The sequence below is a fragment of the Brevibacterium sp. ACRRH genome, assembly GCF_022346365.1.
GTDB lineage: Bacteria > Actinomycetota > Actinomycetes > Actinomycetales > Brevibacteriaceae > Brevibacterium > Brevibacterium paucivorans.
The window spans coordinates 56,369-70,283 of record NZ_JAKRMN010000008.1 but is presented as its reverse complement, the minus strand read 5'-3'; the positions used below and the strand labels follow the sequence as shown (position 1 = coordinate 70,283).

Annotated in this window: 11 protein-coding genes; 8 read left to right on the top strand and 3 right to left on the bottom strand. The window is 58.5% G+C overall.

The genetic code is table 11. The features are described from left to right. Positions 1-14: 14 nt before the first annotated feature. The 3 genes from MHX53_RS09080 to MHX53_RS09070 are packed head-to-tail and all read right to left on the bottom strand — an operon-like array spanning position 15 to position 4,227. Positions 15-2,144 carry a DUF3488 and transglutaminase-like domain-containing protein gene (locus MHX53_RS09080; RefSeq protein WP_239272343.1) on the bottom strand — a complete coding sequence of 710 codons (2,130 nt, stop codon included), beginning with the start codon at positions 2,142-2,144 and terminating at the stop codon, positions 15-17. Continuing rightward, on the bottom strand, positions 2,135-3,277 hold the full coding sequence (locus MHX53_RS09075) for a DUF58 domain-containing protein (RefSeq protein WP_102238259.1): 1,143 nt from the start codon (positions 3,275-3,277) through the stop codon (positions 2,135-2,137). The genes MHX53_RS09080 and MHX53_RS09075 overlap by 10 nt, the downstream gene beginning before the upstream one ends. Next, positions 3,277-4,227, bottom strand: coding sequence for a MoxR family ATPase (locus MHX53_RS09070; RefSeq protein ID WP_180965286.1), 951 nt, complete (start codon positions 4,225-4,227; stop codon positions 3,277-3,279). Before MHX53_RS09070 ends, MHX53_RS09075 begins: the two co-directional genes overlap by 1 nt. Before the next feature lie 309 nt (positions 4,228-4,536). On the opposite strand from MHX53_RS09070, the gene mraZ reads away from it, so the two are divergent. From mraZ to murD, 8 genes are all read left to right on the top strand, one after another. After that, on the top strand, positions 4,537-4,968 hold the full coding sequence (gene mraZ / locus MHX53_RS09065; protein WP_102238258.1) for a division/cell wall cluster transcriptional repressor MraZ: 432 nt from the start codon (positions 4,537-4,539) through the stop codon (positions 4,966-4,968). 161 nt (positions 4,969-5,129) lie between these two features. Next, positions 5,130-6,101, top strand: a complete 972-nt coding sequence (gene rsmH, locus MHX53_RS09060) for a 16S rRNA (cytosine(1402)-N(4))-methyltransferase RsmH (protein ID WP_239272341.1) — start codon at positions 5,130-5,132, stop codon at positions 6,099-6,101. Positions 6,102-6,208: 107 nt separating this feature from the next. Continuing rightward, positions 6,209-6,607: a hypothetical protein gene (locus MHX53_RS09055; protein ID WP_102238256.1), complete on the top strand. Its 399-nt coding sequence runs from the start codon at positions 6,209-6,211 to the stop codon at positions 6,605-6,607. A gap of 13 nt (positions 6,608-6,620) precedes the next feature. Beyond that, complete coding sequence (locus MHX53_RS09050; RefSeq protein ID WP_239272339.1) at positions 6,621-8,405, top strand: penicillin-binding protein 2; 1,785 nt, start codon at positions 6,621-6,623, stop codon at positions 8,403-8,405. Continuing rightward, positions 8,392-9,867, top strand: coding sequence for a UDP-N-acetylmuramoyl-L-alanyl-D-glutamate--2,6-diaminopimelate ligase (locus tag MHX53_RS09045; protein ID WP_239272337.1), 1,476 nt, complete (start codon positions 8,392-8,394; stop codon positions 9,865-9,867). Before MHX53_RS09050 ends, MHX53_RS09045 begins: the two co-directional genes overlap by 14 nt. 14 nt (positions 9,868-9,881) lie before the next feature. Continuing rightward, the gene (murF, locus tag MHX53_RS09040; RefSeq protein ID WP_239272335.1) at positions 9,882-11,327 is read left to right on the top strand and encodes a UDP-N-acetylmuramoyl-tripeptide--D-alanyl-D-alanine ligase; all 1,446 of its coding nucleotides are present in this window, start codon (positions 9,882-9,884) and stop codon (positions 11,325-11,327) included. Beyond that, entirely contained in the window at positions 11,324-12,415 is a 1,092-nt protein-coding gene (gene mraY / locus MHX53_RS09035) for a phospho-N-acetylmuramoyl-pentapeptide-transferase (protein ID WP_239272333.1), read from the top strand. Before murF ends, mraY begins: the two co-directional genes overlap by 4 nt. Beyond that, entirely contained in the window at positions 12,408-13,913 is a 1,506-nt protein-coding gene (gene murD, locus MHX53_RS09030; RefSeq protein WP_239272331.1) for a UDP-N-acetylmuramoyl-L-alanine--D-glutamate ligase, read from the top strand. Before mraY ends, murD begins: the two co-directional genes overlap by 8 nt. The last annotated feature ends 2 nt before the right edge of the window (positions 13,914-13,915 follow it).

Sequence of the window (13,915 nt, the reverse complement as noted above, 5' to 3'; positions counted from 1 at the left end):
ATTTTTCTTCAGCATTATTTTTTCTTCCACAGACTACGTGGCCACAGGGTGGCCTTCACACGCCCAAACGCTGAACCGGCTCGGTCTTTCTTCACGTCTTTGACCAGTCCGCGGGCGTCGAAATTGAGGGCCTCCGAGCCCGTTCCCGCGTAGTGCTCACGCTCCAAGGTGCCGACCAGTTTCGCAATGTCGTCCGCGTGGTCGGGGTACTGCTCCGACAGATCGCGCCCACGCTTGGCAAGCGTATCTGACGTAGGGGCAGCGTAACCGCAATCCACCTCGGTCGCCCGAATTTCTTCCCACACCAGGTTGGCGTTCAACGGGGTGCGCAGTCGCCGGCTGCGGGCCCGCGCACGCAACAACAGCGGTAGCAAGGCCAGGATGACTAGCGCAAACACGGCCGCTCCCACGATGAATGGAACCGCCGAGGTCGTCTCCGGCTCCTCTTCTTGAGCTGGCTCTTCCTCTGGGGTAGGTGTGGGTTCGGCGGCTTCTTCCTCTGGCGTCGGCTCCTCCGAGGGCTCCTGGGTAGGTTCTTCCGGTTCTTCGGTAGCCTCGCCACCTTCGACCGACCACGGTGGTGGGGGACCGGCGGGGCCACCGGGAGTGGGTTCGAACCGAACCCAACCGGCGCCTTCGAAGTACAGTTCGGGCCACGCGTGAGACCTCTGCATGGTCACGTCATATCCGCCCGCGTCGTTAGGCTCACCAGCAGTGAACCCGACCCCAATACGCGCCGGGATACCTTCCATGCGCGCCATCGTGGCCATTGCGGCCGAAAACTGAACACAGTACCCACGACGGTCTTTGAGGAACTGCGACAGCACACTTCCCGACGCCTCATTGGGGGCGTCGAGAGAGTACTCAAAGTCACGGAAATGCGCCTGCAACTTCGCGGCTTTATCCCAGTCGGTTTTGGCGTCTTTGGTGATCGCGTCGGCTTCTTCTTTAATGTCGCTAGGCAGATCGTTTGGCAGCTTCAGATACTGCTCAAACGCGCCCTCATTCACCGAAGGAGCCTTCTTCAACTGTTCTGCCGTGGGTTCAACTGACTGGTATGTGAGTGAGTAGTTTAGCCCTTCAACCCCCACGTTGTTGCCCACGATCGTGAGGGTGTCACGGTCATAGACCCACCGGTCGCCCAGGCCCGAGGTCTCAAGCGGGGCGTACTGGGCCGGCAAGTGGTTGCCACCCAGCCCTTTGATCGTAAAGGTGCTGGTGTAGGAGTTGGCTTCAATGTCTGGCCCGAGGTCGCCCACCGGTAGCCCTGCGTCAGGCGAGGCGCCGCGTTTAAAAGAGAAGGCGGCTGGTGCCCACTTCTTGCCGTCGAATTCGGACACGGATGTGAGCCGTACAGGTGGTTCCAGCGGGTCAGTGGATTCGTATGAGAAGACGACGTCGTCGCTCTTGTTGGTCAAATTCGCCCGCAGGTCAAGGAACGGATTGATGACTTTGACATCCTGGTCCTCTCCTGCTGGCTTGTTCGCTTGAGGAACGATGGGCGGCATGAGGAGAGGCAGCCCGATGCCCAAGATGAGAGCGAGGGCCCCAGCTGTGACAGCCCACAAGAAACCTCGCGAGGCACCCGTATGTGCGGTGAGCAGAAGCAAAATGAAGGCAACGGCAACGGCACATGTGTGCCACCACTGGATCGACGAGGCCGCAATCAAAACCGGAATGAGCCACGTGGCAAGAACCAGGGCGCCTGCGATGTGGGTCAAATGCAGGTCATGGACCAGGCTGTCGACCAACATGGTTAAGAGAGCAAAAGATACTGCAGCGAGAACGGTAAGGCCGGCCGTTGACGGAGCCGGGGCAGGAGCCGCATACACGTCTCGGAAACCTTGTGCGATCGACCCTGCGAGCTCAGAAAAGCTACTTCCCGTAGGGATCACGCCAGCGACTGTGGTTTCGGGCAACGTGACTGCGATGACCGCAAAGAACCCCACCACGAACTGCACTATCACGGTAAGGCCCGTGTTACGCGCGGTTTCAGACAAACGCGACAGCCACCCGGTGGCCACCGTGAGGAAGACCACCGCAACGGTGGGTACGAACCAGTTCCAGTCGCTAAAGACGGCCGAGGTCGCCACAACTGACAGCACCATGGCGACAAATACTGTGAGAGTCGAGATTATGCGCATGACACACCTCGCAGACTCCACTGAGAAGGAAGGTTCACATCGCCACCGAACATGCCTGTGAAGTTCATGTCGTCAACGGTTTCGCTATCGATGTCCGAAGCGTACCAGCGATGCGTGCGGACGCGCTGGCCACCGGTGATCCGGGGGACGTGATCGGGATCAGGTGCGCAGACAACAAGTTCTGACAATGCGCGCATTTCCCGAGCAGAAGGCATGCGTGCGGGTGCAGCATGTGCCCGGGCTGCCAAAACATCGACCGACAAATTGCGTTCTCTGGGCTCAGCTTGAACCGAATGTTCGCCCATGACGACACGGACCGAAAAACCGGACTGCGTGAGAGCGTGAACAGCACTCATGGCCGCAGCCACCAGCAAGTCGAATTCGACGGGGTGTGAAATGCCTTCACCGTGAACGATCACAGCCGCTACAGGGTTGTCTTCATCTGCTTCTTGCCTGACAACCAGCTGGCCGGTGCGTGCCACAGTCTTCCAGTGTATGTGTCGCAAATCGTCGCCCGGCGCGTATTCGCGTGTATAGAAATCGCGGGTGGAGGTTCCACGCGACAAACGTTCCGTTTCCGCAAGCGGGTTTGGTCGCCCACTCAAACCTGGGCTAGCCAACTGAACGCGTGGGGGAGCGACCGCAATCTTGAGACCCTGGGACACCTTCTTCTTAAACATCGTCAGCCTAAACGGGCCATTCACCGCCACCGTGACAGCGGAAATCCCGCGGAGACCTCGGGCCGATGGGGTGAACGTCGCATCCACCTCGACGGTCCCACCGCCCGCGACCGAAGGAACCTGCACCCCCTGGGGGAAGCCGAACCCATTTTCTGGCTCAACCTCCAGGTAGAACGACCCGCTACGAAACGGAAGTGCGTTCGTCACACTGACGCGCACATCGGTGTCTGTGCCCACGTACGTGAGGGGGTATCCGCTCACATGCGGCGCAAACGCCCGGAGCTTCACCTTCATGCGGGTGCTGGTCACGAGGGCGAAGATGAGTGAAAAAACAGTGAGGAAGACCAGCAAAATGCCTACTGGTAGCAGTGCCGGAAGCTGAAAACGGTACGCGGCAATGCACAGGCTCACGCCTGCAATCAAGAAAACAATGCCAGAGGTGGTTACGCGCATTAGGAAACCGGGGTTGCGGCCACCACGTCACGGATCAGCTGGGAAGTGTGTTCTGGGTGGTCGCTTTCAACAGCGATAATGCGGTGGGCCAAAACCTCCTGAGCCAAGTCCTGTACATCGTCAGGAGTGACGTAGTTGCGTCCATTGAGGACCGCGTGAGCCTGGGCTGCGCGCAAGAGGAGGACGCCACCACGTGGGGAAACACCCACGGAAATTGCGTCGTGAGAACGTGTCGCCGTCAACAAGCGAACCATGTAGTTACGTAGCTCGGCTGTGGCGGTGACATTTGTGACGGCCACGCGGGCACGTTCGATCTCTTCCAATGTTGTGACGGGGCTCAGTTCGTCTAACGGGTCGCGCCCGGTGTTGTGCGCCAACATTTGGGCTTCCGACTCAACCGACGGATAGCCCACCGACGTGCGGATCATGAAACGGTCGCGCTGAGCCTCCGGAAGACTGTACGTACCCTCCATATCAATGGGGTTCTGAGTTGCCACCACAATGAACGGCTGTGGCATGAGATACGTGGTCCCGTCGACACTGGCTTGGCCTTCGGCCATGCACTCCAGCATCGCTGACTGAGTCTTGGGGGAAGCGCGGTTAATTTCGTCGGCAATCACGACATTGGAAAAAACCGGTCCCGCACGGAACTCAAAATGGCGAGTTTCCTGATTAAACAGGTTCACACCCACAACGTCCGTGGGCAGAAGGTCAGGCGTGAACTGGATACGACGGACCGAACCGTCGACGACGCGACCCAGCGCTTTAGCGAGCAGGGTTTTACCTACGCCAGGGACGTCTTCGAGGAGAAGGTGTCCGCCTGCCAGAAGAGTGATCAAGCTCAGCTCAACAACGCGGTCTTTGCCATCGAGGACCGTGTTCATGGAGTTGCGGGCGCGCGCTGCGAGTTCAGCGATGGATGCGATTTCTGCCTCTGTGGGTGTGCTCATTTCTCCATTTTGGCCTATTGCGCAAGTCATCTCCACTTCACTCCACACAGCCACCCCACTTTGCCCCACTGAACACCTCCACTTTCCTCCCCTCGGTGTGTAAACGCTGTAGATCCGGACGAAAAACATGGTCTCAACCCCGGATAACGACACAACGGTGAAAATTTCTCCCACTTTCCTCCACCTATTTGACCTGCAGTTATGTATGTTCTCAGGGAGTTAGAGGCTGAAAAAGTGTATTTGGTGGGGGAAAGTGGAGTACAGTGGTCTTTGTCGGAGCTCATGGAGTTTCGAAAGGGGTGAGATGACATGTTCTTGGGCACGCATATGCAGCGGCTCGATGACAAAGGTCGCCTCATCCTGCCCGCAAAGTTCCGGGAGGAACTGGCCGGTGGACTCGTTGTAACTCGCGGTCAAGAACACTGCCTCACCCTGTTTTCAGCCCGAGAGTTCGAAACGGTTCACGAAAAACTGCGGACCGCCCCCATGACCAGTAAGGACGCTCGCGACTACCTGCGTGTATTCCTCTCTGGAGCTTCGGCAGAACAACCCGACAAACAAGGACGCATCACCATCCCGCAGATTCTTCGCAAATATGCGGGACTCGAGCGAGAGCTCGCGGTGATCGGCCTGGGAAATCGCGTTGAAATCTGGGATGCCCACACATGGGAGTCCTACTTGAACGAAACCGAACAGGGATTCGCGGATCGTACCGACGAGGTCATCCAGGGAGTCTTCTGATGTTGCTGGATTCCGATCTCTGTTCGTCCACGTTGTTTTGGAGCACTTCCCCGGTTCCAAAGCCCTAGTCCTGACACACTTCCCCGGTGCCAGGGCCGTGGACGAACGGAGTTCAGTTTTCAGCAGCACTACACACAACAACAGCCAGGAAGGAGGAGACCATGACATATCCACACATTCCCGTTCTGCTCGACATGTGCGTCGAACTGCTGGGACGAGGAGTCGAAGAAGCACGGGCCCGCGACATTACGCCCGTCATTATCGACTTCACTTTGGGTATGGGTGGTCACTCCGAAGGCATCCTGCGCGCATATGACGATGTCCACGTCATCGGAATTGACCGTGACCCCGCGGCTATTGACATCGCAACAACGAGGCTCGACCCGTTTGGCTCTCGCTTTGAGGCTGTGTGTACCTCGGACGACGACATTGCCCAGGTTCTCGACCAACGCGGAAACCCGCCGATCTCAGGAGTCCTTTTCGACCTCGGCGTCTCCTCTTTACAACTCGACGATGACGCACGCGGTTTCAGCTACTCCCGCGACACCCCGCTGGACATGCGTATGAATCCCACAGAGGGAATCAGTGCCGCCCACGTGCTGGCGACGTACTCAGAAGAGGACCTCGCTCGCATTATCTCCACGTACGGAGAGGAACGGTACGCGCGCAAAATTGCTCGTGCGATCGTCGTCGACCGGGAACACACACCATGGACGACCACACAGCAGCTCGCCGACCTCATTGGCCGGGTAGTCCCCGACCCAAAGAACCAACGGAAGCGGTCTCACCCAGCCAAACGCACATTCCAAGCCCTGCGCATCGAAGTCAATGACGAACTTGGCAACATCACGCGAGCTCTACCTGTGGCACTCTCAGCGCTCCACCTCGGGGGAGTGGCCGTTGTGGAGTCCTACCAGTCTGGCGAAGACACCATTGTCAAACGCATTTTCCGCCAAGGGACGACCGTACAAGCGCCGCCCGACCTTCCCGTTGTGCCCGACCACCTCAAACCGTGGCTAGAAGAAATTGTCCGAGGCGCCTACAAAGCGCCACAAGAAGAAATTAACCAGAATCCCCGCGCAGCCTCTGTGCGGCTGAGAGCCGTGAGAAAAATTGGAGTTGATCCCGCGTGAGCACTGCACTAAGGCGCTCCGTACAGCGGAGCCCAGTCACTACCCAACGACCCCTCAAGCTCATCACCTCTCCGGTTCGACGATCACGGTCGTTCCCGTTTGTATGCATGGGCATTCTGTTCATAGGCGTAGTAGCGGTGCTACTGGCCAACATCTTCGTTTCGAACACCACTTACCAGATCAACGAACTGAGCGAACGCAGCGAAGACCTCAAATCTCAGCGCGACCGACTTTCTGAAGACATCGCCTACCGGCAAAGCCCGCAGAACGTACACAAAGCAGCGCACGAGATGGGCTTGGTGCCCGCTGACAAGGTGTACTTCGTCACCACTGACGGCAAAGTCGTTGAAGCGAAGGAAGATCCTGGAAAGAAAGTGGGAACCGTGCCTGGCCCGCGTGCCGATACAAGGGATGACGCTCGACCAAACTTACGATCGGATGAGAGGCTTCCCGCAGTCGGTGAAAGTGGAAAAGACCTCGAAGCGCCCACTATCAGAACCCCGTAGAAAAGGATGAAAAATGCCCGCGACGATTGCCAGCCGAAAGGTTGCTAATCCCAAACGTCGCATGGCATTAGTCGTATTCGCGATTGCCGCTGTCCTTGTTCTTATCGTGGTCAAGCTCGTGTCGATTCAGGGCATGGATACCGCGAAACTGGCAGAGCAGGCATTGGACTCGCGACTTGTCAGCAAAACATTGCCTGCCAAACGCGGCTCTATTCTTGCGGCTGATGGAACTGTTCTCGCAGATAACGCCAGGCGTTTCAAGCTGGTTGCCGACCCGGTCAATGTGGCGGCTTACAAGGACGAAAACGGTCAGGTTGTTGGTGCATGGGGCGCTGCAAACGAAATTGCGACCGTTCTCAACACCGATCCCGGGCTTATCTACCCCAAACTCAAAGAACAAGGGGAGAAGCGGTGGAGCCCCATCGCAGACGGCCTCACGAGTGAAGTCTGGGTAGAGATTCGCGAACTCAAAATCCCCGGCATCACGGTCGAAGAGTCCTCAGTCCGCACCTACCCCGCAGGTGAAGTCGCCGGAAACATTGTGGGATTCGTGGGATCTGACGGTGAAGCCCTCACCGGTGTCGAGCGCCAATACCGTCACCTCCTTACCGGTAAAGACGGAAAGGAGCAATACGAACGCGGACTGTCCGGTGACCCCATTCCACTTGGAAGCAATTCACAAGTTCCACCCGTGGACGGAACGGGTCTCCAGCTCACCATCGACACCAATATTCAGATGTATGCGCAAAACGCCATTGGCGAAGCCGTGAGAAAGCACAAGGCCGAATGGGGATCCGTCGTCATTCAAGAAGCGGGCACAGGACGTATCCTGGCTGCAGCCGAATCGCCCACAGTTGACCCCAACAACCCCGGTAAGAGCAAGGCCGAAGACCGCGGGTCACGAACCTTCACCTCCAACTTCGAACCTGGGTCGACAGCGAAACTCATTACCACCTCGGCGCTCATTGAAACCGGCAAAGCAACCGCGGATTCTCAATACGTGGTGCCGGACAAATGGAAAGCCCCCAACGGCGAAGTCTTCCGCGACTCCCACAACCACGCCGACCAAAACCTCACCTTGGCAGGAATCCTCATGGACTCCTCCAACACGGGAACGCTGATCGCAGCCGAGGGGTTGAATAACCAAGAACGCTACGAGTGGCTCAAGAAATTTGGGTTCGGCACGCCCCCGGAACTGGAGTTTCCCGGAACGAGCCGCGGCATTCTGCGTCACCCCAAGTCGTGGGACGGACGTACCGAACAAACAGTATTGTTCGGTCAAGGTGTTGCCGCGACCGCGCTACAGACCACGCAAGGGTTTTCTATCATTGCCGATGATGGAGTCGCGCACCCACAACGCATCGTCAACGGGACTGTGGACCCCACCGGAAAAGTCACGGAAATCCCCTTCAAAGACGGCACCCAGGTGGTTAAGCCTCAGACCGCGCAGTCGATGCGAGAGATTCTCGAAGCGGTAGTCGAAGACGGGACTGGAGGCAATGCCAAAGTTCCCGGATACCGGGTGGGGGGTAAGACCGGAACAGCCCAAGCGCCATCGGACAAAGGCGGCGGATACGACGGGTACACCGCAAGCTTTATCGGAATTGCTCCCATTGACGACCCCAAAATCACCGTGTCGGTGACCCTGCAACGACCACGCAAAGGGCACTATGGTGGTGCGGTGGCCGCACCAGTGTTTTCCGATGTCACCGGCTACGCGCTCAAACAGATGCGTGTGCCTCCATCCGGCCCTGTCCCTGAACTTCCAGCTAGAGAGTGGAAAAATGAAGATCGCTGACCTCACGCTTGAGAACACCACGGTTGTGGGAGACACCGACCGTGACATCACGAGCGTGGACAACGACTCACGCACGACCAAGCCGGGTGGGCTATACGCAGCCTTTCCCGGCGCTAATGTCCACGGCGCTAGCTTTGCAGCCCAGCTGGTCAACCAAGGAGTTCACGCGTTCCTCACCGACCCGGCCGGCGTCGAAATCATGCGCGAAGCAGGCCTGGACTTTACCGACCTGACAATCCTTGTTCACGAGTTCCCGCGAGCAGTAGCTGGCCACATCGCCGCGCAAGTGTATGGAACCGGAGCAAGCCCTGCCATGTTTGGCGTGACAGGCACCAACGGTAAGACCACAACCACGTTTATCCTCGATGCGTTCCTCCAAGCGCTAGGTCACACGACTGGGTTGATTGGAACGGTTGCCACAGTGATCGCAGGTGACCGGGTTGACAGTGTGCGCACCACCCCTGAGGCTGCGGCTTTACATCAGCTTTTAGCTCGGATGCGGGACGCGGGTGTCGATACGTGCTCGATGGAAGTGTCCTCCCACGCGCTGAGCCAGCACCGTGTCGACGGGGCGCACTTCGACGTGGTGAGTTTCACGAACCTGTCCCAGGACCACCTGGACTATCACGGCACCATGGACGAGTACTTCAACGCGAAAGCTACTCTCTTTACCCCGGTGTTTGCCTCCCGCGGAGTGGTGGTTCTTGCGGATGACTGGGCGCGCAAACTCGTTTCCGTCTCCCAGATCCCAGTGGTGACTGTGTCGATGAACAGCGAAGACAAGCCCGACTATCTGGTGGTTCAGAGTGCGAAATGGGAATTGCACACGCCACAGGGGAATATACCGTTCACGCCTGTTCTTCCGGGCTTGTTCAACGTCACCAACACCGCGCTGGCCCTTGCCATGCTGTTGGAGTCCGGAGCTTCGTTTGAGGCAGTCGCGTCGATTGCGAACGGGACCGAGGTCGTTGTTCCCGGACGTATGGAAGTGGTCAACGCTGCGCACCCGCGGGCCATCATCGACTATTCGCACACGCCAGACGCCATTGAAAAGGTGCTGGATCGGTTGTCGGGCGACCCCGTGGTCGTGGTCGTGGGTGCCGGAGGCGACCGAGACTCCACCAAGCGCGCTGCCATGGGTGAAGCCGCCGCACGCGGTGCAGATGTGGTAATTGTCACTGACGACAATCCGCGGTCAGAAGATCCGGCCTCGATTCGCGCACAAGTTTTAGCTGGTGCGCGCGAAGCAACTGACGTACGTGCTCACACCATCGAAGAGGCTGATGGCCGTGGTTTAGCGATCCGCCGAGCGGTTGAGCTCGCAGGTGTAAACGGGACTATTGTTGTTGCTGGGAAGGGACACGAAACCGGTCAAGAAATCGCCGGTGAAGTGCTCCCGTTTAGTGACCGTGACCAGACACGCGAGGCCATTGAGGCCTATCACCGTGAAGAGAACCGGTAAAGTTCAGGAATGATATGAAGGAATTCACCGCACAGCAGATTGCTGACATCGTTGGGGGAGAGCTGTATGGCATTGACCCCCAGACAACCCTGAGTGCCGGAGTTGAAACCGATTCCCGCGAAATCTCCACCGGCGACATCTTTGTGGCTCGTCGAGGAGAAACGACGAACGGAATCGAGTTTGCGCCCTCGGCGATAGCCGCAGGTGCCGCGCTTGTGATCGCCGAAGCTGTCCCCACCGTTGGCGATGACACACTCCCATCGTGTGTGGTCACCGACGCGACAGTCGCGCTCGGAAAGCTCGCCTCGGCCAGTGTTGAAGCGTTGCGCGAATCGATGACCATCATCGCGATCACTGGCTCAAGTGGGAAAACCTCGGTGAAAGACCTCGTGTCTGTTCTTTTGGCTGGTGAAGGTGAAACCGTCTACCCGCCCAACTCGTACAACAACGAGGTGGGCGTTCCTCTGACAGCCCTGCAGGCAGGGGAGTCGACCCGTTTCCTGGTTCTCGAAATGGGTGCGCGATCCATCGGAAACCTCGCCTACCTCACGTCGCTTATCCGCCCCGATATTGCAGTCGAACTCAACGTCGGTGCCGCTCACTCGGGCGTTTTCGGTTCGATCGACAACACTGCACGGGCTAAAGCAGAGCTGGTTGAGTCGCTTCAGGAACCAGGCTGGGCGGTCCTCAACGCCGACGACCCGCGCGTGCGTGACATGCAGAACGTGCTTGCCCAGGGTGTTAACACCATGTGGTTCAGCGAAGGCGAACCCACGAACCCAGACTCAACGGTGTGGGCGAGCGACGTCACCACGGGAGCAACCGGACGCTCTTCGTTTGTTTTGCACCTTCCTGGCGAAGAACCCGCACAGGTTGAACTGTCGCTTTTGGGTCAGCACCACGTATCGAACGCGCTGGCGGCCGCGACAGTAGCGCACCTGTGTGGCGTGACTGCCCGCTCAATTGTGACCACCCTGGCAACCGCTGGTGCTGCAAGCAGGTGGCGAATGGAACTCGTCGACTCACCAAATGGTGTGACCGTCATCAACGACGCGTACAACGCCAACCCCGACTCTATGCGCGCCGCCCTCAAGACACTCGCCGAGATGGGCCGAGGCGATGACGAAAACCCACCTCGGCGCACGGTAGCGGTGTTGGGTGAAATGCTCGAACTGGGCGATGCGTCAGTCGAAGAGCACGACAAGATTGGAAGTCTTGTGGTGCGCTTGAACATCTCACGCACGATCGCGGTAGGTGAAGGCGCACGTCCCATCTACCAGGCAGCAAACCTAGAAGGATCCTGGGGGAACGAAGCCACATGGGTTGAGAATGTCTCGGACGCCCGCGACCTTCTGCAATCCGAACTCAAACCAGGAGATCTGGTCCTTTTCAAGTCCTCGCGTGATGCTGGACTGCGCTTCCTCGGCGATGAGATCGCCGGAGTTTCGGGGGCCCAGTGATTGCCGTACTTCTTGCCGCATGCATTGCGCTCGTCCTGACGCTGGTGGGTACGCCCCTCTTTATCCGTGTGCTCGTGAAACGCGGTTACGGACAGTTCGTCCGCGACGATGGTCCAGCGTCCCACGCCACCAAGCGCGGTACCCCCACCATGGGTGGTGTCGTCATTCTGTTGTCGGCAGTTGTTGCGTACCTCCTGGGGCACTTGTTCACCAGTTCGAGCCCTACGCCTTCCGGCCTTTTGGTGTTGTGGTTGGCAGTGGGCCTGGGAATCGTCGGGTTCTTGGACGACTACATCAAAGTGTCCAAACAGCGGTCGCTCGGTCTGCGCCCCGCAGGCAAACTGATCGGGCAGGGTTTCGTGGGCGTCTCGTTCGCGGTTCTTGCCCTGCTTTTTCCGAATGACTACGGGCGTACTCCGGCGTCAGCAAAAATCTCTTTTTTGCGCGATATTGATGCGTTAGATCTCGCTTTCTGGGGAACAGCAGTGGGGGTGGTCCTGTTTGTGGTGTGGGCCAACCTCATCATCACTGCTGCATCGAACGCGGTAAACCTCACCGATGGTTTGGACGGACTCGCTTCCGGTGCGGCCGCGGTGGTATTCGCCGGGTACGTCATCATTACGTCGTGGCAGTCGATCCAGAACTGTGACCTCATGAGCACTGCCCGCGCCGGATGCTACATCGTACGCGACCCACGCGACTTGGCCATGGTCGCAGCGGCAATGGGGGCAGCGTGTATCGGGTTCCTGTGGTGGAACGCTTCGCCCGCCAAGATCTTCATGGGTGACACTGGTTCACTCGGAATCGGTGGTGCGATTGGTGGTCTCGCGATGATGTCACGCACCGAGCTTCTGCTGGTTGTCTTGGGCGGCCTGTTTGTCATCATCACCGTTTCGGTGATTGTCCAGGTGACATCGTTCAAGCTTACCGGTAAACGCGTGTTCCGCATGGCCCCGCTGCAGCACCACTTTGAGCTGAAAGGATGGGGCGAAGTGACCATCGTGATCCGTTTCTGGATCGTGGCGCTGATCGGTGTTGTGATCGCAGTGGCCCTGTTCTACGCCGAGTGGGTGTCCTACCTTGGCTGATGTCTTGGTACCCGGTGCCACACCCGTGGACTATCCGCTCGCTGACAAGATCCCCGAGCAGATTATTGGCCCTGAGTCGCCCTTAGACGGTCTCACGATTGTAGTGACCGGCTTGGGTGTTTCTGGCTACCCCATGGCTGTTCACCTCGCTGAACGAGGCGCTCACGTCATTTGTGTCGACGGCGACACTCAGATCGACCGGAGTGAACACGAAAAGATCTTGCGCGTATTCGACGTGGACATTCGCCGTGGCCCCGAACACGTCACGGAGCTTCCCACGGCCCCCGACGGTTCGCTTCCCGACCTGGTGTGTACGTCCCAGGGATGGCGTCCCGACCAGCCGCTTTTGGTGGACGCTCAGGCCAAGGGCGTGCCAGTGATCGGTGAAGTCGAACTTGCGTGGCGGGTGCGTGGCACGAACGCCGCACCGTGGCTGGTCGTCACGGGAACGAACGGTAAAACCACGGCCACGTCCATGCTCGCGTCGATGTTTCAGGCCGCGGGCGTGAACGCTGTTGCGTGTGGCAACATCGGTTCTCCTCTTCTTGAAGCTGTTTTGGACCCGGCTGCTGAAGTCCTTGCGATTGAGCTTGCGAGCTTTCAACTCCACTGGCAGTTTTCGATGTGCGCCCACGCCGCAGTGGTACTCAACCTCGCGCCTGATCACGTGGATTGGCACGGGTCGTATGAGAACTATGTGGCTGACAAAGCACGGGTGTTCTCGAACGTAATGAAGGCATGCGTGTACAACCGGGAAGATCTGGCTACGCGTACGTTGGTAGAAGATGCCGAGGTGGTTGCCGGGGCCCGCGCGGTCGGTTTTGGTTTGAGTGTCCCCGGGCCCGGAGAGTTTGGCCTGGTAGAAGACGTCTTAGTGGATCGCGCCTTTGCGCCTAACCGTTATTCGAGCGCGTTGGAATTGGCCAGCCTGGAAGATGTTGCGCACGCAGCTGGAACAACGTCCGCTCCAGCCCACTACGTCATGAACGCGTTAGCAGCGGCTGCGCTTGCCCGCAGTATCGACCTTCCACCAATTGCGGTGCGTGACGGCTTGCGGTCGTTCTCGCCAGGTGACCACCGGATGCGAGTTGTGCGCACACACGACGACATCACCTGGGTGAATGACTCGAAGGCGACGAACCCGCACGCAACAACGGCAGCGCTGGGATCCTTTGACCCGATCGTGTGGATCGCCGGTGGTCTGCCGAAAGGGGCCGACTACCACGACATCGTTGCCACCTTTAAAGACCGCCTCAGGTCAGTGGTCGTCATTGGTGAAGACGACTCTGCACTGAAGAGCGCACTGGAAGCATCGCAGGTTGACGTGATCCGCATCGAACCTGGGCCCAAGGTCATGGAACGCGCGGTCAGTGCCGCTAACGACGCCGCGCAGGCTGGCGACACGGTGCTGTTGAGCCCAGCCGCAGCAAGCATGGATCAGTTCACGAACTACGTGGAGCGTGGCGACGCTTTTGAACAGGCAGTAAGCGAGCTGTAAAC

Bases quoted from the DNA above. Each gene is read 5' to 3' on its own strand.
- mraZ (WP_102238258.1), top strand. From the start codon at position 4,537: ATGTTCTTGGGCACGCATATGCAGCGGCTCGATGACAAAGGTCGCCTC.
- MHX53_RS09050 (WP_239272339.1), top strand. From the start codon at position 6,621: ATGCCCGCGACGATTGCCAGCCGAAAGGTTGCTAATCCCAAACGTCGC.
- MHX53_RS09055 (WP_102238256.1), top strand. From the start codon at position 6,209: ATGGGCATTCTGTTCATAGGCGTAGTAGCGGTGCTACTGGCCAACATC.
- murF (WP_239272335.1), top strand. From the start codon at position 9,882: ATGAAGGAATTCACCGCACAGCAGATTGCTGACATCGTTGGGGGAGAG.
- MHX53_RS09045 (WP_239272337.1), top strand. From the start codon at position 8,392: ATGAAGATCGCTGACCTCACGCTTGAGAACACCACGGTTGTGGGAGAC.
- rsmH (WP_239272341.1), top strand. From the start codon at position 5,130: ATGACATATCCACACATTCCCGTTCTGCTCGACATGTGCGTCGAACTG.
- MHX53_RS09075 (WP_102238259.1), bottom strand. From the start codon at position 3,277: ATGCGCGTAACCACCTCTGGCATTGTTTTCTTGATTGCAGGCGTGAGC.
- MHX53_RS09080 (WP_239272343.1), bottom strand. From the start codon at position 2,144: ATGCGCATAATCTCGACTCTCACAGTATTTGTCGCCATGGTGCTGTCA.
- MHX53_RS09070 (WP_180965286.1), bottom strand. From the start codon at position 4,227: ATGAGCACACCCACAGAGGCAGAAATCGCATCCATCGCTGAACTCGCA.